22 protein-coding genes are annotated in these 20,564 nt (G+C 39.4%); 7 read left to right on the plus strand and 15 right to left on the minus strand.

All coding sequences use genetic code 11. The features are described 5' to 3' along the window. Nucleotides 1-115 precede the first annotated feature (115 nt). Both ACFX40_RS06975 and comJ read left to right on the plus strand, forming a co-directional pair. Nucleotides 116-490, plus strand: a complete 375-nt coding sequence (locus ACFX40_RS06975) for a NucA/NucB deoxyribonuclease domain-containing protein (RefSeq protein ID WP_377255006.1) — start codon at nt 116-118, stop codon at nt 488-490. Between the two features lie 35 nt (nt 491-525). Continuing rightward, nucleotides 526-933, plus strand: coding sequence for a competence protein ComJ (comJ, locus tag ACFX40_RS06980; RefSeq protein WP_028411020.1), 408 nt, complete (start codon nt 526-528; stop codon nt 931-933). Nucleotides 934-1,035: 102 nt separating this feature from the next. Here comJ and ACFX40_RS06985 read toward each other — a convergent pair whose 3' ends face one another. From ACFX40_RS06985 to ACFX40_RS07000, 4 genes are all read right to left on the minus strand, one after another. Continuing rightward, complete coding sequence (locus ACFX40_RS06985) at nt 1,036-1,626, minus strand: CPBP family intramembrane glutamic endopeptidase (RefSeq protein ID WP_377254651.1); 591 nt, start codon at nt 1,624-1,626, stop codon at nt 1,036-1,038. 388 nt (nt 1,627-2,014) lie between these two features. Beyond that, on the minus strand, nt 2,015-4,333 hold the full coding sequence (gene helD, locus ACFX40_RS06990; RefSeq protein WP_279620219.1) for an RNA polymerase recycling motor HelD: 2,319 nt from the start codon (nt 4,331-4,333) through the stop codon (nt 2,015-2,017). Nucleotides 4,334-4,577: 244 nt separating this feature from the next. Further along, nucleotides 4,578-4,703 carry a hypothetical protein gene (locus ACFX40_RS06995; RefSeq protein ID WP_016765178.1) on the minus strand — a complete coding sequence of 42 codons (126 nt, stop codon included), beginning with the start codon at nt 4,701-4,703 and terminating at the stop codon, nt 4,578-4,580. A gap of 139 nt (nt 4,704-4,842) precedes the next feature. After that, nucleotides 4,843-5,361: an enoyl-CoA hydratase/isomerase family protein gene (locus ACFX40_RS07000; RefSeq protein ID WP_223272391.1), complete on the minus strand. Its 519-nt coding sequence runs from the start codon at nt 5,359-5,361 to the stop codon at nt 4,843-4,845. Between the two features lie 239 nt (nt 5,362-5,600). Between ACFX40_RS07000 and ACFX40_RS07005 the strand changes: the two genes are divergently transcribed. Then, nucleotides 5,601-5,969, plus strand: coding sequence for a winged helix-turn-helix transcriptional regulator (locus tag ACFX40_RS07005; RefSeq protein WP_013084552.1), 369 nt, complete (start codon nt 5,601-5,603; stop codon nt 5,967-5,969). Nucleotides 5,970-5,992: 23 nt separating this feature from the next. On the opposite strand, the gene ACFX40_RS07010 is transcribed toward ACFX40_RS07005, so the two are convergent. The 8 genes from ACFX40_RS07010 to ACFX40_RS07045 form a co-directional block, all read right to left on the minus strand. Continuing rightward, nucleotides 5,993-7,207 (minus strand): cytochrome P450, encoded by a 1,215-nt coding sequence (locus ACFX40_RS07010; RefSeq protein WP_028411016.1) that lies wholly within the window; start codon nt 7,205-7,207, stop codon nt 5,993-5,995. 169 nt (nt 7,208-7,376) lie between these two features. Next, nucleotides 7,377-7,772: a DoxX family protein gene (locus tag ACFX40_RS07015; protein ID WP_013058570.1), complete on the minus strand. Its 396-nt coding sequence runs from the start codon at nt 7,770-7,772 to the stop codon at nt 7,377-7,379. 155 nt (nt 7,773-7,927) lie between these two features. Beyond that, nucleotides 7,928-9,349 carry a glycosyltransferase family 2 protein gene (locus ACFX40_RS07020; protein ID WP_377254655.1) on the minus strand — a complete coding sequence of 474 codons (1,422 nt, stop codon included), beginning with the start codon at nt 9,347-9,349 and terminating at the stop codon, nt 7,928-7,930. 44 nt (nt 9,350-9,393) lie between these two features. Further along, complete coding sequence (locus tag ACFX40_RS07025; RefSeq protein ID WP_377254658.1) at nt 9,394-10,617, minus strand: nucleotide sugar dehydrogenase; 1,224 nt, start codon at nt 10,615-10,617, stop codon at nt 9,394-9,396. Continuing rightward, nucleotides 10,610-12,136: a glycosyltransferase family 2 protein gene (locus ACFX40_RS07030; protein ID WP_377254661.1), complete on the minus strand. Its 1,527-nt coding sequence runs from the start codon at nt 12,134-12,136 to the stop codon at nt 10,610-10,612. Before ACFX40_RS07030 ends, ACFX40_RS07025 begins: the two co-directional genes overlap by 8 nt. Nucleotides 12,137-12,138: 2 nt before the next feature. Continuing rightward, complete coding sequence (locus tag ACFX40_RS07035) at nt 12,139-12,339, minus strand: hypothetical protein (protein WP_013084559.1); 201 nt, start codon at nt 12,337-12,339, stop codon at nt 12,139-12,141. 18 nt (nt 12,340-12,357) lie between these two features. Next, on the minus strand, nt 12,358-12,705 hold the full coding sequence (locus ACFX40_RS07040; RefSeq protein ID WP_034649577.1) for a DUF2642 domain-containing protein: 348 nt from the start codon (nt 12,703-12,705) through the stop codon (nt 12,358-12,360). Nucleotides 12,706-12,971: 266 nt separating this feature from the next. Further along, nucleotides 12,972-13,646: a C40 family peptidase gene (locus tag ACFX40_RS07045; protein WP_377254664.1), complete on the minus strand. Its 675-nt coding sequence runs from the start codon at nt 13,644-13,646 to the stop codon at nt 12,972-12,974. A gap of 184 nt (nt 13,647-13,830) precedes the next feature. Here ACFX40_RS07045 and ACFX40_RS07050 point away from each other — a divergent pair, with 184 nt between their 5' ends. Then, nucleotides 13,831-15,120 (plus strand): protoglobin domain-containing protein, encoded by a 1,290-nt coding sequence (locus ACFX40_RS07050; RefSeq protein WP_377254666.1) that lies wholly within the window; start codon nt 13,831-13,833, stop codon nt 15,118-15,120. A gap of 40 nt (nt 15,121-15,160) precedes the next feature. On the opposite strand, the gene ACFX40_RS07055 is transcribed toward ACFX40_RS07050, so the two are convergent. From ACFX40_RS07055 to ACFX40_RS07065, 3 genes are all read right to left on the minus strand, one after another. Next, complete coding sequence (locus ACFX40_RS07055) at nt 15,161-15,691, minus strand: HTH-type transcriptional regulator Hpr (protein WP_013058578.1); 531 nt, start codon at nt 15,689-15,691, stop codon at nt 15,161-15,163. Between the two features lie 196 nt (nt 15,692-15,887). After that, the gene (rsiV, locus tag ACFX40_RS07060) at nt 15,888-16,751 is read right to left on the minus strand and encodes an anti-sigma-V factor RsiV (protein ID WP_028411007.1); all 864 of its coding nucleotides are present in this window, start codon (nt 16,749-16,751) and stop codon (nt 15,888-15,890) included. Continuing rightward, the gene (locus ACFX40_RS07065; RefSeq protein ID WP_377255008.1) at nt 16,748-17,248 is read right to left on the minus strand and encodes an RNA polymerase sigma factor SigV; all 501 of its coding nucleotides are present in this window, start codon (nt 17,246-17,248) and stop codon (nt 16,748-16,750) included. Before ACFX40_RS07065 ends, rsiV begins: the two co-directional genes overlap by 4 nt. Nucleotides 17,249-17,405: 157 nt before the next feature. On the opposite strand from ACFX40_RS07065, the gene ACFX40_RS07070 reads away from it, so the two are divergent. The 3 genes from ACFX40_RS07070 (at nt 17,406) to ACFX40_RS07080 (ending at nt 20,526) form a co-directional block, all read left to right on the plus strand. Further along, nucleotides 17,406-18,815 (plus strand): polysaccharide deacetylase family protein, encoded by a 1,410-nt coding sequence (locus ACFX40_RS07070; RefSeq protein ID WP_377254671.1) that lies wholly within the window; start codon nt 17,406-17,408, stop codon nt 18,813-18,815. Nucleotides 18,816-18,952: 137 nt separating this feature from the next. Then, entirely contained in the window at nt 18,953-19,186 is a 234-nt protein-coding gene (locus ACFX40_RS07075; RefSeq protein WP_377254674.1) for a YczF family membrane protein, read from the plus strand. A 167-nt stretch (nt 19,187-19,353) separates the two neighbouring features. Continuing rightward, nucleotides 19,354-20,526: a hypothetical protein gene (locus ACFX40_RS07080; protein WP_255257691.1), complete on the plus strand. Its 1,173-nt coding sequence runs from the start codon at nt 19,354-19,356 to the stop codon at nt 20,524-20,526. Nucleotides 20,527-20,564 lie beyond the last annotated feature (38 nt).

The following is a 20,564-nucleotide window of genomic DNA, read 5'->3' on the forward strand; positions in this document are numbered from 1 at the left end:
TCTGAGAGTATAGTTAAGCTGTAAAAACGACTTACACTGGAGGTTTGAGATGGCTACATACGGGAAAAAATTAATGGCAAGTCTATTCATTATCGTGGCATGTATTTTAGGGTTTATGGGACATGGGGCTTTTTTAGCTCCTGAAAAAACGGAAGCTGAAGTAAACTATGATGCGACGCTTTATTTTCCGTTAGACCGATATCCTGAAACGGGTGATCATATTCGTGACGCAATTGCCGCTGGGCACTCTGCCGTTTGCACAATTGATCGCGACGGTGCTGAAGCGAACCGAGAAGAATCCCTGAAAGGATATCCAACAAAAACAGGCTATGACCGTGATGAATGGCCAATGGCTATGTGCGAAGAAGGCGGAGCAGGAGCTGACATTCGCTATATTTCACCTTCTGATAACCGCGGAGCCGGCTCATGGGTTGGAAATCAGTTAGAACAGTATCCAGATGGTACACGCGTACAATTTATCGTTCAATAATAGCAGAACAAGCTTTACTTTGAAGAGGTGAAATCATGAAAACAAAATGGAAAGAACAAGAGCTAACCATGTCTTATCATCAGTTTACGCTGTTTCAAAAGGGACAGCCAAAGCCCCATCACGACTGGAGTGATGAAGATATTCAAAAAGGATATGTCGCAGACGATAAAGCTATTTCATTTGAAGCCGTATCGAACACAAAAGCCATTATTGAAGTGTGGGTAAACGAAACTCCAGACGCATCCCGGGCTGAAAAGACCACTCGCCTTCCTTTTCACGTCGAAAGCGATGGGATTGAAATCAAAAGTGTCCTATCTGAAACCTTAAGCTATGATATTCCAAACGGGTATTATTACGTCACATGCCTGACCATTCCTCTTCAAGAAAAAACAAACTCAGGCCTTTATTTAGTGAAGTATTTGCTGCATTTTGAAAGTCAATAAAAAGAAGGCGGCCTACTGTAAACAGTTCAGGCAATATACAACAGTAATAACTCATAAAAAGCTCAGAGCGATATATCGCTCTGAGCTTTTTGGTGCAAGATGCTAAAATATCCATCCGTTAAAAACCATACCTAAATTAATAATAAAATGAAAAACTATGGCCGGGTATATGCTTTTCGTCTTTAAAACGACAAATGCATAGAAAAGTCCACCAAGAGAAAAAAGTAAACTTATGATTACAGGAATTCCTATTGATATGTGCAAAAGACCGAATCCAATACTCGTAATGAAAACAGCATAAAAAGTGGAAAGATTACTTTTTAAATGAGATAACATGATCCCTCTCCAAAGCAACTCTTCTAAAATAGCGTTTATAACGGAGAATACTATACCGTATATGACGAATGATTTTGTATAGCTTATATCTTCAACGAACAGTAACGGTACAAAGATTGTAGCCGAACCAATTAGACCAAACAGTAAAAAGTACGTTAGCTTAATCGAATGATATGGCATCACTATACGTTTCTGCCAGTCTGGTAACGATGCAAAAAGAAATACCTTTTGTTTGGACAACAAAATGGAAAGCAATAGTCCACCTATGATAAACAGAAGTAAAACTCTGTTTATCATGATGTTCATCTTTTTCGATAGATCCCATTCGATGAAATAATTGCTTCCTACTTGAAACATACATATCCCTACTAAAAAGAATAGAAACAGAGAAACCGTTGAACGATATTTAGAGGTTAAAGCATAGCTGAACAGCAAGGCTATGATGGGTAGCATGCCCCAAGCAAATAACTTATAAGAAAAAAGAATAATACCCGAGAAAAATAAACTTATTATAAAGATGAGTAATACATTTATTCGTAAATATTGGATATAAAACTCCTCCTTTTACCGTCCTTTTGATTCGCTTTATGGTAACTAGACTTTGACCAAACAATTTTTATTTAAGCAATGAAAATAAACTGAATCCATCCATAAAAATAAAAAATAGAGGGCAAAACCTTTGCGATTTCATCCTCTATTTTCCGTACTACTATTTCAGACACTCGAGACACTGACCGTTCTCTGTTTATTTACCTTGGTATTCATAAGTTTCTTTATTTGATATAAACGGGCTGGTTTCACCAAGCGAGAACAGGTGCAGCTCATGCATTGCTCTTGTGCATGCGGTATAAAATAAGTTTCGCTCATATTCATCTTGGTAACATTCACTCGATGCATTGTAAATGATGACGGCATCAAATTCAATTCCTTTTGCTAAATAAGCAGGCAGGACAAGCATTCCTTTTTCAAATGAACTTGTTTCTTTTGTCAGCAGCCTTGCAGACATCGAAGCAGGCAATGCTTGGAATGCTTCTCGGCTTTCTTCAGCAGTTTTGGCAATCACGGCAATCGTTTTATAGTTTTGTTCCTTCAATTTATTAATTTTGTCTATGATCGCCTCATGCAGGTCTTGGACGTTATCTGCAGCCGTAACGGTTGGCTTCGCACCGTCTCGATTAAACGGCTCGATTAAATGACCGTTTGCTACCATATCCCTTGAAAACTCGACAATTTGACGTGTTGATCGGTAGCTTCTCGTAAGAGTCAACGTTTCTGCTTCTTTCTCTTCGTACAGTTCGCTTGAAAGAATAGTCGGTGCGTTCAAGGCGTGCGCATAGATCGCTTGATTCAAGTCTCCAAGCAGCGTCATTCTGGCATGCGGAAACAGCTCTTTTAAAAACGCCAGCTGAAACGGTGAATAGTCCTGTGCTTCATCAATAAACAAATAGCGAATGACAGGATTGGCTTTGCGCCCTTCAATTTGATCTTTTATATATAAGTAAGGCGTTACGTCTTCATAAGACAGTTTCATGTTCATGACTCTGTGCACCGTGTTTTTAGCAGTGTCTTCCCATCCCTCTACGTAGGAAAAAAGGTGATGTCTTTCAAACAGCTGCATATAGATACGGCGAATGTCGATAAATTTAAGGTGCTTGATCGCCTGCTTAATAAATTTCATTTTCTTAGCTACAACCGCTTTGGCTAAATACGCTTGTTCCCGGTCGAAATCATCAAATGAGCTTTCCGTATAGCCTTCCTTTTTCTGCAGGTGCTGATAGGCCTCCACATAATCTTCTTTTTCTAAAAGCTGAATTTCTTCTTGAACCCAATCTTTTTTACGCTCCAGTTTTTCAAGCTGGTTGATGAGCTTAAGCGCCCACTCGGCTACGAGCTGCATCCTGTTAGGAATGGAAATTCCCGTATCAAGCGAATAGAAATAAGACAGCAAACGCCGAGCAGATAACACGATTTCGCCGCGAAACTTAATGTTTTTAAAAATGATGTCTTTAGTAGACAGTTCTTCAATATACGCATCTACCTGCTTTTTAAATTCACGGCTTGCTTTGTAGCGAATTTCCTGCATTTTTTGCTTTTTTGCCGCAGCATCTTTTTCCGTTAGCAAATATTCGATTTGCACGAACAAGTCCTCCACTTCAAACTCGTTTCCTAACCGGCCATCGGCATATTGCTGAAACGTTGTTTGTTTCATATTGTCTTCTCCAAGCTCCGGAAGAACGGTTGAGACGTAGCTGTTAAAAAGCGGATTTGGTGAAAACAGCATCATGTTTTCTGCAGTCAGCTGCTTTCGGTGATGATAGAGAAGATAAGCCACGCGCTGAAGAGCCGCAGACGTTTTACCGCTCCCTGCTACTCCTTGAACGATCAGCACTTTGTTTTTTTCATTTCGAATAATTTGGTTTTGTTCTTTTTGAATGGTCGCTACAATACTTTTCATTTGACTGCTTGCATTGTGTCCGAGCACTTCTTGAAGCAGCTCGTCTCGAATGGTAATCCCTGTATCAAACATGCTTTTAATTACGCTATTTTCGATAATAAACTGACGCTTTAGCTTCATCTCGCCTTTAATCGCTTCACCTGGCGTTTCGTACTGCGCTTTTCCCGGTGAGTAATCATAATAAAGACTCGAAATAGGCGCACGCCAATCATAAATTAAAAACTCTTCATCTTTTTGATCCATTAAAGAGCCCACGCCCACATAAATAGCTTCCGCTTCTTTTTCACCATTTTCTATAAAATCAAAACGTCCAAAATAAGGGGATTGCGTCAGTTTTTTTAATGTTTTTAATTGATCATACGCTTGTCTATGGGTAATTTCACGCTCAGCTAAAAGTTCTGCCTGCTGCTTAATACTCGTAAATGTCTCAATCACGTCATCCGGCTCATCCATATTAACCGTGACATCGTCCCAAAACGTGCTTCGCAAATCGACAATTTCGCCCTTTACGTTTCCTACGCTTTTGCCTATTTTTTCAGCTTTTTGGCTGATTTCTTCTACTACCCAATCAACTCGCTGCTGTTCTTCTGTTAAATTTTTGTCTTTCACTTATCCACACCCCTTACACACGTTACCCGATAACAAAACTTGTTACCGGGTAAAAGCGATCGTTGTTTATTTTTTTCAGAGTCTACATACTTCCCTACTGAATTCGTAAATCCCTGCTATGTAACCATATTATGTCTTAATTTCCACCGTTAGTATACTGAAAAATAATGAACTCCACAACAAAAAGGGCTGAGAAAGTCTCAAGCCCCTTATCTTTATAGGTCGTTCCTCTACTTATTAGCTATTACTGTTTCCAAAAAGTTAGCAGATGAATGATGGCTGACACCACTTCTACCCCTTGAAACGCCAGTAAACCTGCTGCTGCCGCTGTAAACAATCCGACTACCGCTTCTTTAAAAATGAATGGCATTGATACCAGCTCCTTTGCTTATTTAAAATAAGTAGATTTGTTATCATTCTACTCTTTTTTTCAGAATTTTCAATACCTTTTTATCAACAAAATAAAATAAAAACGCTTTCACTTTATAAAAATAAAGTGAAAGCGTTTTTTAAGCTTCCTTTTCTAATGCGTTCAGCGCAAGTGAATATTCTAATCCTTTTCCTTTTTGCACAACGTGCTGCACTTTGCCCATATTACACGCTTCTTGCGCACTAACGGTCATGCCGTTTGTTAACTTGAGCTGTACAGGTTCTTCCGCAATTCGTACGTCGCACGCTAAAGCTAACTCATACCCTCCGCCAAATGTAAAGTTTGTAAGAAGCGCAATCGTTTGTTTGGAGCTGCATGAAATACGCTGAAAAATCGCCCGAGCTGCTACTGCATGAATCGGCTGATAAAGCCTTCCTGTTTCTTCACGTAGGAAAGAAGTTGTTCTATGATCTCCGTTCATTTTATAGTACTCTCCCATAAATACAATAGATCCAACCGACGCATCGTGCTGTAGCTCATTCATCGTTTCTTGCAGCTCATACATGACTTCACTGTTCAAACGATTGAGCATTGACTGATTCATTCGTACAACCGCCACATGATTTCTTTTTTCTACTTTGATAAATCTTTTCATCATTCCTCCGCCCTTTCCCCTGTCGTCCTTTATAAATAAAGCGCTTTCAAAACATTTCGCTTTTTAATAGAAAAGTTATTTTCATAGTTTCATCATACAACAAACTCATAATTATTTCCATTACTTTTTTAATTTTCCGTCAATAATTCCATGAATCATTTCCATGTTTTTATCAAATAAGACGTGCTATAGTATAAACAGCACAAATGCAGCTGAACTCACTGATAAAAGGAGTAATCACTATGAAATACGACTTAACAAAATGGGAGCCTCACGGCTATTCTTGCCCTGTGGAAGCAGCCGTTGATGTAGTCGGAGGCAAATGGAAAAGCGTCATTTTATATCAATTATCAAAGGAACGCCGGCGCTTTAATGAACTGCGCAGACTCATTCCCGGCGTGACGCAGCGAATGCTCACACTGCAGCTTCGCGAACTCGAGCGCGACGGAATTATCCACCGCGAAGTCTATAAACAAGTTCCGCCTAAAGTAGAATATTATTTAACACCTTTTGGAGAAACGCTCATCCCTATTATCGAGCTGATGTTTAAATGGGGATATGATCATACGGATAAAATTGCTGAAGCGAGAATTCAAGCAGAGAAAGAGTAAAAAGCACGCAAAGCGTGCTTTTTTTATACATGTTTACGAATCAATAATTCTTTTAACCCGTACACAAACGTGCTTTCAATCGGCTTTAACTCAAATGACGGGCTCCAGTCCATCTGCGGATAGCGGTCAATCAGCTCAGCCAGCATAATTTTTGCTTCTATTCGAGCAAGCGGTGCTCCTAAGCAAAAATGAATGCCTCTTCCAAATGCCATATGCACATTTGGCTTTCGATCGATTTTAAATACATCCGGGTCTTCAAAATACTGAGCGTCTCGATGCGCAGATCCCATCCATGGAACGACGTGTTCGCCCGCTTTTAGTTTCTGACCTGCAAGAGTCACATCTTCTTTTACAATTCGGTGAAGAGCCTGAACGGGTGAACGATAGCGAAGAACTTCTTCAATCGCAGAAGGCAAAAGTTCTTTCTCTTGTTTGAGTCGTTCAAAAGAAGCTTTATCTTCCATTAAACAATAAATCGTATTTGAAATTAAATTTGTGGTTGTTTCGTTTCCTGCAATCAGCAGCAAAATAGAAAAACCGACGATTTCTTCATCCGTTAGCTGTTTCCCTTCTTCTTTTGCCTGAAGAAGCACGGAGATAATATCATCTCCTGGACGCGTGCGTTTTTCTTCAATGATTCGATAAAAGTAAGTTTCTAGCTCATCATTTGCTTTCATTTTCTCTTGCTGCAATTTTTCGAGCGTTTCACGTTCGTTATTAGAAGGACCCGCTACGATAATATCCGACCAATCTTTAAACTGACGCTGATCTTCTATCGGCACGCCTAAAATATCGGCAATTACCATAACCGGAAGCGGATAGGACAGATGCTCGACTATATCAATATCTTCAAGATGCTCAACTTCTTGTAATAATTCAGCTGTAATACGCGCAATTTTAGGCTCCCATGCTTTCATTGCTTTAGGCGTAAAAGCTTTATTGACAAGCGCTCTCATTTCAGCATGCTTAGGCGGATCAATATTAATTAGGCTCGTTCCCAGAGCAGTTTGTCTTTGGTTTTGTGGAGGTCTTCGATCAGAAGAAAAAACATTCTTTTGTTCTAGCACTTCTTTGACCCCGTCATAGTGAAAAACATCCCATACCTGCCTTTCTTCATCCCATTGCACAGGCGCGCTGTTTCTCATCTCTTCATACCATGAAAAAGGATTAAATCGCTCTTCTTTTGTTTGAATCGTATTCACTTGACGGACAATTCCGTTTTCTCTTTCGGTTTTCATGTTAAAACCTCCCCGTATCGTTCAAATAGAATGACTGTATAGTCATCTATGACCAAATAGTACCATATATACGAATTTTCTTAAAAATGATAGCTGTATATTTTAGTAAAAATGAATCGATAGAAGGATATTTTTTACAAAAAAGGGTAGGCACATAGCGCCTACCTTTTTAAGAATAATGTTCTTCTGGTTTTTGTAACCGGTTGTCTAACGCGTACGCGCCGCTTCCTGCTAGAATCATATGAAGCGAAACGACAAAAAGGGCAACCTCAAGCTCATAGCCGCCTGTAAAACCAGCACCGCTTTTCGCTGTAAAAATAGCGCCAATCATTACAATCGCAAACAAGACACCAATTAAACGCGTTTGAAATCCAAGAATCATAGCGGCTCCCCCTACGAATTCAATAACCGCAACCGCATAAGCGAAAAACGCAGGAATGCCCATGCTGTGGAAAAAACCGACCGTATTATCAATACCGCTTTGGAATTTGCCAAGGCCATGAATAAAAAACGTTAGCCCTAACATAAGACGAAGTAAAAACGTTCCAAGCTGATAGCTTTTCATTTCTTTTCCTCCTTTTTTACTTTTGTCTGCACATGTAACAATTTTAGTTACAACTGTGAACAAATTCAAGGGGTTAGAACAGAAAAACAAGATATCAGCAAATTTCTTTATCTCATTTTAAACGTTTCTTTTAGAAGTAAGGCAATACTCCCTGCTCAGTCACGCTGAAGATAAGAGAGAAAAGCAAAAATATGATCGTGAATAATGAGTTCTGCCGTAGGAGAATGGCTCTTTAATGGAATGTGCTCAGAATATCGAAACCGATTGAATTTATTTACGTCAACATGGTGAACGGCCTGCACACGAAAATCTTCTATTATCGCTTTTACTTGAGCAAAAGGCGGTATTACAAGAGACTGGAGCCCAATTTTTTGCAGGCACTCTCTGCTTATGGCATGAGGAACAGCTGTCATCGAGCTCATTAATAAATCTTTTCTTCCTACCGTCTCGTTTAACACGTACTTCCACCCCTGCACAACATGCGTGAGCTTCGCTTCATCTTCACATACGTTTAAAGCTACATCAACGCCGCTCGCTACCGCTGAAGCAAATGGATACAACTCTTGAGCTGAAAGAACAAAATCTCCGTCTATAAAGAGAAGAATATCTCCCGTTGCTGCAAGAGCCCCCGCAGCTCTTCCGCAATCATGCCCTAACCGCTCATCGTAGACGAGGGTTTTGACACCCTGTTCTTTGGCATACGCCTCCGACTGATCAGTGGAACCGTTAATCACGACAATGATTTCTAACGGCTCAAGTTTTCTTGCTTCTGCAATCACTTGTTTGATTGTTTGTTCTTCGTTGCAAACCGGAACAATAACAGACAGCTGTTTGCCTCCGTAAAAAGAAGATAATTTCCCCCAGCCGTGCTCAACAACTGGAATGGGCTGCGCAAGCATATCCACTCGCCTTTTACGATTTGACGCAAGCGTATAGTATGTTTGAAGAAGCTGCTGATAGGATTGAATTCGCTCTTTGGTGCGCAGCGGGCGATCAAATGGACGAAAGCTTCCTTTCCCCTGTGTTTCAATCGACATAGACATGCTTACGCGGTACTGTGTTAAAAATGTCACAAATAACGAAAGAGGCGGCAGCTCCCAGTAGTTTTTCAACACGCTTAAGTGTACCCCGTAAGGCGCTTTTAAATAAGCGTTGGCGTGGTGAGGCTTCCCAATCGCATGATGCAAAACCGTACTCCACATCAGCTCGCTGCGGTTAAAAGCATTCATTTTCATTTTCCCCCACTTGTTTAGCACCACATCGCTATGTTCAAATAACAGCGGCTGAACAAAACGCTCAAGCTCGGAAGCCGAAAGAATAATGTCTCCGTCTACAAACAAGACGGCATCTCCTTTGGCAGTCTTTGCCCCTTCCATTCTCGCTTCATGTGGAGACATACGCTTTTTTATTACTTTTACCGTGCACCCTTCTTCTTTCGCTATCTTTACTGAAGCATCTGTACAGCCATTTGCGACCACAATAATCTCAAGCACATTCACTTTTTTAATTTGCTTAAGCACGGTTTTTAACATTTCTTCTTCATTGTAAACGGGCAGAACGACAGAAAGAGTTTTCATTAATATCCCCCCTAAAAAAAGAACCACTGAACAATTCAGCGGCTTCATTCATTTAAAATACCTCTTGTATCCACAACTTTTTTTGCGTATTTTACAATCGACCAATCGATTTGACTGTGATCGGTTAACACAAGTACAACGTCGCTTTTTTTAACTTCTTCTTTTGTCAGCGGGACAGAGAAATACGTTTGATTATTTAATATAGCGGAGTCAATATAAGGGTCATGATACGTCAGCTCATATCCTTTTGCTAAAAGACCTTCACATACCGTCAGCGCCGGCGATTCACGCATATCATTTACGTCTTTTTTATACGCCATGCCTACAACAAACACACGTTTCTCATTTGCTTCGATCTGCTTTTCAACACGTCTAATTACTTTATTTGGCATTTCTTCATTAATATGATGAGCAGCTTCAATAAGTTCGCTTGTTAACCCATTTTGCTTTAGTTTCCATAAAAAATAAAGCGGATCAACGGGTATGCAGTGTCCTCCAATTCCGGGACCTGGACAATACGGTGTGAACCCAAACGGCTTAGTAGATGCCGCCTGTAAGACCTCATGAAAATCAATCCCTAATTCCTCACACAATTCATTTGTTTCATTCACCAACGAAATATTGACAAGGCGCTGAATGTTTTCAAACAGCTTGCACATTTCCGCTACTTTTGGAGAAGAAACAGGTACGACTTGCTGGAAAATACTTTCGTAAAACGTCTGCACGTGATAAAGACAGTCTTTACTGTACCCGCTAATCACTTTTGGAATATATTCAATGTCATACGACTTGTTTGCTGGATCGACTCGCTCTGGAGAATAAGCTAAATAAAAATCAACTCCCGCTTGCAAATCAGACTCCTTTAAAATAGGTAAAACGACTTCTTCAAGCGTGCCTGGATAGGTGGAGCTTTCATAAATAACGGTTTGCCCTTTTACCATATGTTCTTTCAAAAACGTAGATGCGCTAATAACGGGTCCTAGGTCTGGATTATGATTCTCTGTAATAGGAGTTGGCACGGTTACCACTACATAATCGCATGCTTGAAATGCGGAAATCCCTTTTTTCAATTCATATGCTTGAAAGTTTTTCTCGCTTTGAATCACATCATTACGTACATCTGGAATATAGCTTTTCCCTTGTTTTAGCGCTTCAATTTTCCGCTCGTCAATATCAAGTCCAATCACGGTATAGTTTTTCTTAGCAAACAAAAGAGCGAGCGGCAGTCCCACATACCCTAGACCAATAACGGCAACTTTTTTATTCATTCTTCAACACCTCAAACAAAAGATCATGTCTTCGGATGTCGGGAAGAAATTCGCCTCTTTCGCTAGTTTGGCTAATATAATACGCCATGGCCTCTACATAATCTCCTAAAATTCGCTGAGTTGATGCTGCTAGACCTTTGACTTTCATATGCTCTTTTCGAATCCGGTTTGTTCGCGCCACATCCACAAAGTGAACAGGCTGGACATTAAAGCCGTACATAATACTTTTTAATTGAAATAAAGGCGGAATAATAAGAGATTCGTAGCCTACTTTCTCCATTACACCTCGTTTAATGGCATGTGGAATAGCCGTTGTTGTATTAATTGTCAAATCAGGACGTTTACAGACAAGGTTCAGAAAATATTTGGCAGTACTTACCGAGTGAATAGGATGCACTTCGTCAAGCAGACACTCTAAATTATTAAGCGCTACATCAATGCCTTGGTCAGCTGCTTCTAAATACGGACGTAAATTTTCCGCGGAAATCACAATGTCTCCATCTATGAACAAGCAAATCTCACCGCTGCTGTACATCGCACCGATTGCTCGAGGTACATTATGCCCGAGCCGCTGCTTGTAATGAAGAACAGTAGCACCCGCTTCAATTGCTCGCTTAACCGTCACTTCATCGGCTCCGTTGGCAACCACAATGATTTCTTCCACTCCGGCTTTTTTTACTTCTTGGATCACGTTTGCAATCGTTTCTTTTTCTTCACCTACTGGAATAACAGCACTGTACTTAACGCCTGCTTTCCGCTTCACGCTTGGTGTATAAGCGGAAACAACTTCTCGATTTCGATCGCCGTCTGTTAGTCCGCCTCTTATGCCTTTTTCTTCGATAAGATGAGCTAACGCTTTAATGTGATCTCCAATAATATAATTAGTGGAAATAGGAAAAGGTGAATTGGTAGGAATTGTTTTGTGGGTGGTTCTAATCTTATTGGTATAAATAACGTCTGAAGAACATGGTGCAACGATTGACATTCCTTTTAAAAGAGCAATCGTTTGAGCGAGCGGGGGATGAGCTAAGTTCTCGTACCCGATTTTAGCTGCTGATGTTTTTTTGATAGCATGAGGAATGGCTGTTAAGGCTTGAACGGATAAATCTTCACGCTGTAAGCATAAGTTCAGCATGTATTTCGCAATGGAAACAGAATGAGGACGTACCTTTCGTTTCATAATCCACGTCAGGTCGTTTAACGCTATATCATGACCGGTTTCTATAGCTTGCTTATATTTTATCAGCTCTTGATGAGGAACCGCGATATCTCCGTCCAAAAAAAGCAAAATGTCTCCTTTTGCTTTTTTAGCCCCAATGGCTCTTCCGATATTTATGCCAAGAGTTTCCTCATAATAAATGACGCGGCAGCCTGCATCCTCGGCTATTGCCTTAGTTGCATCACTAGATCCATTTACTACGACAATAATCTCAAACGGCTTTATTTTTTGAGCTTCTTTAAGCACAGTTAATAATGAATCTTCTTCGTTACAGGCTGGAATAATCACTGATACTTTCAAACTCACTCAACTCCGCTGAAAATTCGAACATACGTGATAGCTACTAGTGGAATGGTTACGTCCGTTGGCTCACCATATGAGCTTGATGTACGTACAACAGCCGCTGCGTCCGTAACAGCAAGCAGTGTCCCATTAATAACGTCAATAGCTGTGATGATTTGCACAAATGAGCCAACATTTTCTCGTAATGTATCTTGAAACATACTTTTCTCTCCTTTCGTTTAAGCGCCTTGAATAGTAACAATGCTTGTAAATGGAAGTAGTACCGTTGATGTTGGAGACTCTACTAATTCTAAATAATCATCTCCTACAAATGTCACAACACCTTCTAGTGGACCAGCAGTTGTTTCAATCACAACTTCTTTTCCGATATACTGCTCGGCAATTTCTTTAAAAGGTGATTCTTGAGATTCTTTAATAATACTTATTACGTATTCTTTGAACGTGTCAGAATAAACGACTTCTTCTACTGCTTTCTTTGTGTTTTCCTGAATAAATTCAGCAAATCGATTTGAAAACAACAGGTGTTTTATCTTTTCTATATAGCGACGGTAACAACAAAAAAACATAAAATTTGTTCCTCCTTTTTATACTGTTATCCCTTCAAATTACCTACAACAATTGACGTAACCTAAGAGATTACTTTATCAATATATACAAGCTTTATCAGAAAGGTGACAGAACTTTTATCATATTTCCATACAAATACGCACATGACTAGCCCGTTTTGCATATGGTTACTTCCTACTTCCTACTTCCTACTACCTACTGAAACCCAAACAAAAAAAAGACAAAGCTCCTAAGCTTTGTCTTGTCTTATCTATTAAATGATGAATCAGTTGGCTGCAATACGCTTTGCTCCTATATAGCGCTCTTTCCAATAGCTTGAATTTTTATCGCTAATTGTAACGCCTTTAGAAGACGATGCGTTAATAAACTTTCCGTCTCCAAGGTAAATGCCTGCATGAGAAGGACCTTCTTTGTACGTTTCAAAGAAAACAAGATCTCCTACCTGCGGTTCACTTACATTTTCACCTGCTTTATAGATATCTTCAACCGTTCTTGGAATATCAACGCCTACGCTTTCTTTATATACATACTGAAGATATCCGCTGCAGTCAAATCCTGAAGGTGTGGTGCCGCCCCATTTGTACGGCGTGCCCATTAAGGATTTTGCTTTGCTGATTACTTTATCCGTATTCACTTCTGATTTGCCTTCTACAACGCCGCCTTTACCTAATGCATTGTATGTATTCTCTCCAACAATTCCATCTGCTTCTAGATTATGTTTCTCTTGAAAAGCCATAACCGCTTTTTTTGTTTCATAATTAAAATAACGCGATACTTCGCCTTTTAAAAATCCTTTATCTTTTAACACCGTTTTAACTTGTTCAACATCATCATTTGTCATCCCTTGTTTTAAAACCGTGTCGCCAAACGCAGCATGTCCCATTGACGGACTTGCAAATAAAGCTCCTCCTACAAGAAGCGCCGATAGCATTTTTTTCATTTCGTTTCCTCCCCGAATCATGTTTTAAGCACCGTACAACCATACCATCTGCGGATAACAATTAAATTAATAGAAGATAACAATTTGATAACAATCTTCTTAAACAGCCTCAACTCTTGGATGTAAAACGCCGAAATATAAGAAGAAGAGAAAACAACTATTCTAGCAAATAAAGGTGATAAACATGAATTGGTTTAAACGAAACAAAGCGCACACCGAAGCAGCGGCTGTCGAATCCATCACTGTAAAGCTTCATGTATCGGACCCGATGATAAAAAAGCAGATTAACATGATTTCCTTAACAGCAGAGGATCTCGAACGGATTGCCAGATTTCAAGTTCACGCGCTGAATGCCATCGAAGAGATCGTGAACGATTTTTACAAAGCTATTGGCGAACAGGCTCATTTGGTTGCGATTATCGAAAAGCACAGCAGCGTCTATGCATTAAAGCAAACGTTAAAACGGCATATTTTAGAAATGTTTGATGGACAAATAGACGATGCTTTTGTGGTAAAACGTCAAAAAATCTCCAAGATGCACGTTAAAATTGGACTTGAGCCAAACTGGTATTTGTGCGCATTTCAAAATTTATTTACGTCGCTTCTTTCAGTATGTGAACGTACGATGGAATCAAAAGAAGAATGTCTGGCTTTTATTGCAAGTATGACAAAGCTTATTAGTCTAGAGCAGCAAATTGTGTTAAAAGCCTATGAGCTTGAATATGACGAGCAGCGCGCTGGACTTCAGACTCAAAAAGAGAAAATTCAGCTAGAAATCTCGCGTACATCCTCTATCCTTTCTTCGTTATCTGAAGAAACGAAAACGTTTATGAATCAAATGCACAGTCAGTCTTCTGACGTCGTTTCCTATGCAAACAAAAGCTCTGAACTAGCAGAAGTCATTGAGAAAGAATCTGTTACAAGTCAAGCAAAATTAAAAGAAGAACAAAACATGCTTGGAAGCATACAAAAAAACACGTCGCTCATTCAAAACAAAATGAAAACGCTCGAACACACATCACAACAAATTCATCAAATCGTTTCGATTGTTACTTCTATTGCCGAGCAAACGAATTTATTAGCACTAAACGCTTCAATTGAGTCTGCTCGAGCGGGCGAGCATGGAAAAGGATTTGCAGTGGTGGCACAGGAAGTACGGAAGCTTGCAGAAGAAACGAAGAAATCGATTGCTAATATTTCCACTTTTATCGGAGACATTCAAAAACAAATCGAAAGCGTCTCGGCGCTAGGCGGAGAAGTCGCTACATTAACAAAAGATACGGCTGACAATATGAACAACATTACTTCTTTTTTCACGAACGTTCTTAGCATAACAACCGAGAACAAACAGCAAACCGTTCTAACAAAAAAAGAACTTGAAAAAATAGACGATGTAATGAAGCAGCTGTCTCTGCGTATTGAGAAGATGGCCCATTCCTCAGAAGAACTTGAACGGTTAACTGAAAAAAGTTAATATGCAAAAAAGCCTTCTCAGCTTGCACAAGAAGGCTTTTTTATTTTTTTAAGCTAGCGGGCTCTTGAGAAGAACGTTCGATAAACTGGACAAAATCCTCTCCGTATATGCTTCGAATCAGAGCCGTCAGTTCCACAAAGTCAGGCAGCTCTCCGTAAACATCTCGAAGCGGCATCGCTCCTTGAAACAAAGGATTTTCAAGAGGGTTATAATCCTCAAGCGTTTTTAAAAACATCTTTTTTCCTTCTTCTGTGAGCTGTACGTATGTATTCCGCTTATCTTTCTCATTTTTAGAAAGGGTAAGATAGCCCCGCAAGTGCAATTTTTTTGCAAAGTTAAAAGCTGTGGATAAATGCATGACGCCTAGCTTTGAAATGTCGGTCATCGACGCAATTTCCAGCTGATAAGCAATCCCCAAAATGTGATGCTCATTAATGCTCAGATCGTACGGCTTAACCCACTGCTCCCAATCCTTTTCAGTAGACTTCCAAAGAGCTTTACTTACTTGCATCACAAGCTGATTAAACAGCATGGCATCTTTAATTGTATCTTGATTTAACGTGCGTTTCACCTCTTCACTTCCTCTCTAGAAATGCAACCGTTCACATCATTTTCCCCTAAGACTTTATAAACAAAAAGAATGAAAATATATACAAAATATTATACATGATTGCTTATATATTTCAACTTATTTTGCATAAAAATAAATCCAAACGTTTCTTTATGTAAAAAAACAGGCGTGAACGTTCAGCGTTCACGCCTGTTTTTTAATGAATATACCGTTTACCAACCAGAAGGTTTGAAATAACATCCGTTGGAATTTCAAACTCAACGTTTCCCATATATCCTGGGGCGACTTTGTATTTATCAAATACAATTCTAAGCTTATGATCTTTCGTAATGTAGAAGCTTTGATTTTCATCAATCTCTTTAAAAGGATCCATATCTTCTTCAGTCAGCCAGTAGATTTTGCCTTCTTCATGTTTCATTTGATCTTTCATTTGCTGTTTAATATTTTCACTAATGACCTTTATATAGCTTTTATCTTTGAACAAACTTGGAAGCGTAACGAGCACTTCGTGTTTTTTATCAATCGTGTCGTACTGATTGACGCTCGACGTTGAAGCTCTCGATTCTTCCACATATCGATGAACCACAAGCAAATCATCGGTATCCGTCATAATATCATAGCCGCTGCTGACAGCCACGTTTCCTTTCTCTCCTTTTTGTAATGTTTTCATCTCTTTTTTAAACTGTTCATACAGCTGCTCGTTTTCTTTTATATACTTTTCATTCAAGCTTGTTTGGAGACCTTTGTTTTCCAAGCCTGAAATCGATGGTGTTTTCACGTCAATACGAGAATGCTTTTCTTCTTGCTTTAGTTCATCAAATGTGATCACTTCTACTACTTTTCCAAGCACAGGAATTTTTGCCATTGCATTTGCCGCGTCTGGACTCACATTCACCGTTGTGATAAAAATCATCGCTGCTGCCCCAATTGCGCTCGGCCAAATATAGGATTTCTTTTTACGAGAATATGAAGAAAGTGCCTTTGCAACAACATCATCTAATTCCTCTGGAATAGGAATGTCATGATACTGCTTCTTTAACTTTTCTATTTTTTCATTCATTGTTCTAAGTCCTCCTCCGTCATCGTAATCCGCAACAGGTTCAACGCTCTGTATAGCCTTGTCTTGACCGTATTTACATTTTCCTCAATAATTTCCGCAATTTCGTCCATTTTTAAATCTTCGAAAAAACGCAGAATAATAATGGTTTTATATTTAACCGGCAGCTGATCCATTGCTTGGTTTAAATCGATATCTTCATACTGATCTTCACGTCCGCTGCTCAAGTACTCAAGCGCTTCATCGTCCATAAGCGTTAAACGTTTATGCTTGCGCAGGAAATCGATTGCTGTTCGTACAACAATTTTATAAAGCCAGCTTTTAATCGATTGAATATCCTTGATACTGTCCATTGAAATGAGTGCTTTTTTAATCGATTCTTGCACAATATCAAGCGCATCTTCTTGATTTTTTACATAGCTAAAAGCAAGCCGGTAAAAATCCTCTTTATGCTCGGTTATGCACGCTACGAGCATCTGATGTGCATCATGTTTTTTCATCATCTTTCATACCCTTCTATTTTCTCTTGCTGAAGTACATCTATAAGGTAGACGGAATAAGTAGAAAAATAGTTTGGTTTTTTTTTAAAAAGTAAAACTAAATGATCGTCTCATGCGTCTATTAGGTAGATATATACAAAAAGGGGAATATTACTACATGAAAACCATGGGCTACAAACGTATTTTGACACTGCTTGGATGCTGTATTTTGTTTCTTGGTACAGCAGGGTATATCGTCAAAGCAAACAGTACAGAGAAAAAAACGGCAAACATTCAAGCAGATCAAACCTATCCAAACGTTGAAATTCAAACGCTAGTTAAAGACCTTACCGACGGAGGCTATGCCATTAGCTACCCTTCCTTTGGTAAAAAAGAAATCGATCAATCCATTCAAGCTTACGTAACAGATCAAGTCGCACACTATGAGAAAAAGCTGAAGAAGCAGTCAAAAAAGAAAAAATCTGAATTAACGATTACATATAAAATTGTCCATTACAGCAAGCAAACGCTAAGCGTTGTCTTTGATGAATATGAATCTGTAAATGGAGAGAAAGGAACGTCTTCTCTCAAAACCTTTACATTTGACCTGCCTAATCAAAAACAAATGACGTTAAAGGATTTATTTAACGAGGATGCAAACTATTTAGATCGCCTTTCGGCTATTTCATATGCTGAATTAAAAAAACAAATGAAAACAGCTGATTTTGACCCGGACCTTCAAAAAGGAACTCAGGCAGCTGATCAAAATTTCAGTCAGTTTGCGCTGCTTGAAAACAGTATTGTGATCTATTTTAAACCTTATCAGCTAGGTGCTGAACAAACGAAAACCAAAACAATCGCTATCCAAAAAGATTTATTTAAAGACATGCTGAGCGATGCTTACAAAGACGAAGCAGCAAATAAAAATAAAGTCAAAGAAACGCCTCCAAAACATATCGTTAACGAAATGCCGCAGCAAGGAGCGCCTATTGATCCAACTAAAAAAGTCGTTGCGATGACCTTTGATGATGGACCTAACCCTGCATCTACCAATGGGATTTTAGATGGATTAAAAGAAGTGAACGGGCACGCTACCTTTTTTGTGTTAGGAAGCCGCGTTCAATATTATCCTGAAACAATCGAACGTATGGTCAAGGAAGGCAACGAAGTCGGAAATCACTCTTGGGATCATCCTCAGCTCACACGGTTGAACGAAGCGCAGGTCAAACATCAAATAGGCGATACCCAAGCGCTCATTAAACAAGTGAGCGGCTATGAACCGCTGCACGTACGCCCTCCTTATGGAGCCGTGAACGCAAATGTAAGACGTTATATCGGAAATGTTGGCGTGACTCTATGGGATATCGACCCCGAAGACTGGAAATATAGAAACGTTCCTCACTCCGTTCAAGCAGTTATGAGCCAAGTCGGAGACGGAAAAGTTATTTTAATGCATGATATTTATCAAACAAGTGCCGAAGCAGCGGTTGAAATTATGAAGCAGCTTCACGCACAAGGGTATCAGCTTGTTACGATTTCACAGCTAGAACAAGTAAAAAAAGAGCGAGAGCAGCTACGTGCGCAGTAGCAGAAGAATGCGGTGCAATCATCATGATGGTTGCACCGCATTTGTTTTTTAGCTTTTTCCAAATAAATGCTTTGTATGCAATTTTTAATAGAGCAATCAAAGCGTAAGAAAAAAAATAAAAACGGAGGGTGAGACATATGAAAATCGTTTACATATCAGCTTTGCTGTTAGGATGCTTAATGGGATTTTCTATCGGAGTGGATATGATACAAGGATTTAGTTTTTCCATGGCCTTGCAAAATGCCTACAGTCCGTTTCGGATTATGGAGTTCGCTGAACTATTTGTCCTTTTTTTCCTTTTGTTCTGTTTTGTAGCTGAAGTATTTTATCGTTCATTTAAAGTGAAAAAAGCAAAACAGCGACAAAAATAAAACTCTGTAAAAAACACATATTTCTCCTTTTTACCACCTATTCTCCTTCTCATTTAAATGTTATAATTTTCATAATTGGAAAAACTTTTACACGCCTTTCTACATGGAAAGCTGTACGCTTAAACTACAAAATAAACATTGACTTTGAACTAAAAGGTGAAGAAATGATGAAAAAAAAATTAGCCGTTATTAGTACAGCTTGCTTACTTATTCTTGCAAGTGATCCCATCCCTTCTTATGCTACTCCCGATTCCCCGGACTCCTCTTCCGACGTTTTGGACCAGTCAACAGACGTGGATACAACTGAAGATGTAAAAGCAATTTTTGACTCCCTCTATCAAGAAGGCTATTCGCTTGGAGAAGAAGATGGATACGCACAGAAAAAATTCGAGCAGTTTGATCAAACAACAGGACTGGACAAATCTTCTGAAGAATTCACGTGGTTTATGATGGGGTATACGGTAGGATATAAAAAAGGACAGCAGCAAAAAGAGGAAGAACTCAAGACTGAACAAGAAAATGAAATGGCTGCCGGCGAAGAGGAAGGCTATCAGCAAGGCGTCCTTGATTACAAACATGCTACTATTCAGTCAGAAATCGACCCTTTTCCTTCTAAGTCATCCGACTGGAATAAAGGGTATGTTCAAGGCTACAAAAAAGCTATTTCTTTAATGGACTTATCTGTTAAAGCAAAAAAAGAAGGCTATGACCAAGGTCTTGAAAATGATTCAATGAGTGTTCCGAGCATGTATGATGATGAGGATGTCACACGTCAGGCTTTTACAGAAGGCTTTGAAACCGCTCAAGCCGAAGTGCTGAAGCACCAAAAAAAGCAGTTTGAAAAGCAGGGCTACGTACAAGGCTATCACGACCTTCCACTCGAAGTACCTGCAGAAGCAGAAGGCGAATTGCAAACAGCCTTTGAGCAAGGATATGAAAAAGGACAGAAACAAAAGCAAAAAGACGTAAAAGCAGACGGATACGACTCAGCTTTCACTTATCAGACCTATAGAGCGCCTAAAAGTCTTCAGGACAAGCCTGAGCTAGAAAAATGGTACAAAGCAGGTTTTTATTCGAATAAAGATGTGAAATCTTTACAGCAAAAAGCTTATAAAGACGGCTGGAAACTCGGAAAAGAAGTGAGCGTTCCCAGAAAATACAAGCAAAATAAAGCTGCGGTGGCAATGTACAAGAAATATTTTGAGCAAGGCCAAAAAAAGCAGGATAAAACAGTGAGTCATATCCTGCTCGGCAGCGGTATTGTTCTTACACTGGTTGCTCTTATCACGCTATGGAGGCTCCGCCGCCGTAAAAATGAAGACACAACACTAGATAGCTAAAAACGAGTACATGAAAAACCCGGAAAATCACGATTTTC

Source organism: Priestia sp. YIM B13552 (genome assembly GCF_042787775.1).
GTDB lineage: Bacteria > Bacillota > Bacilli > Bacillales > Bacillaceae_H > Priestia > Priestia megaterium_E.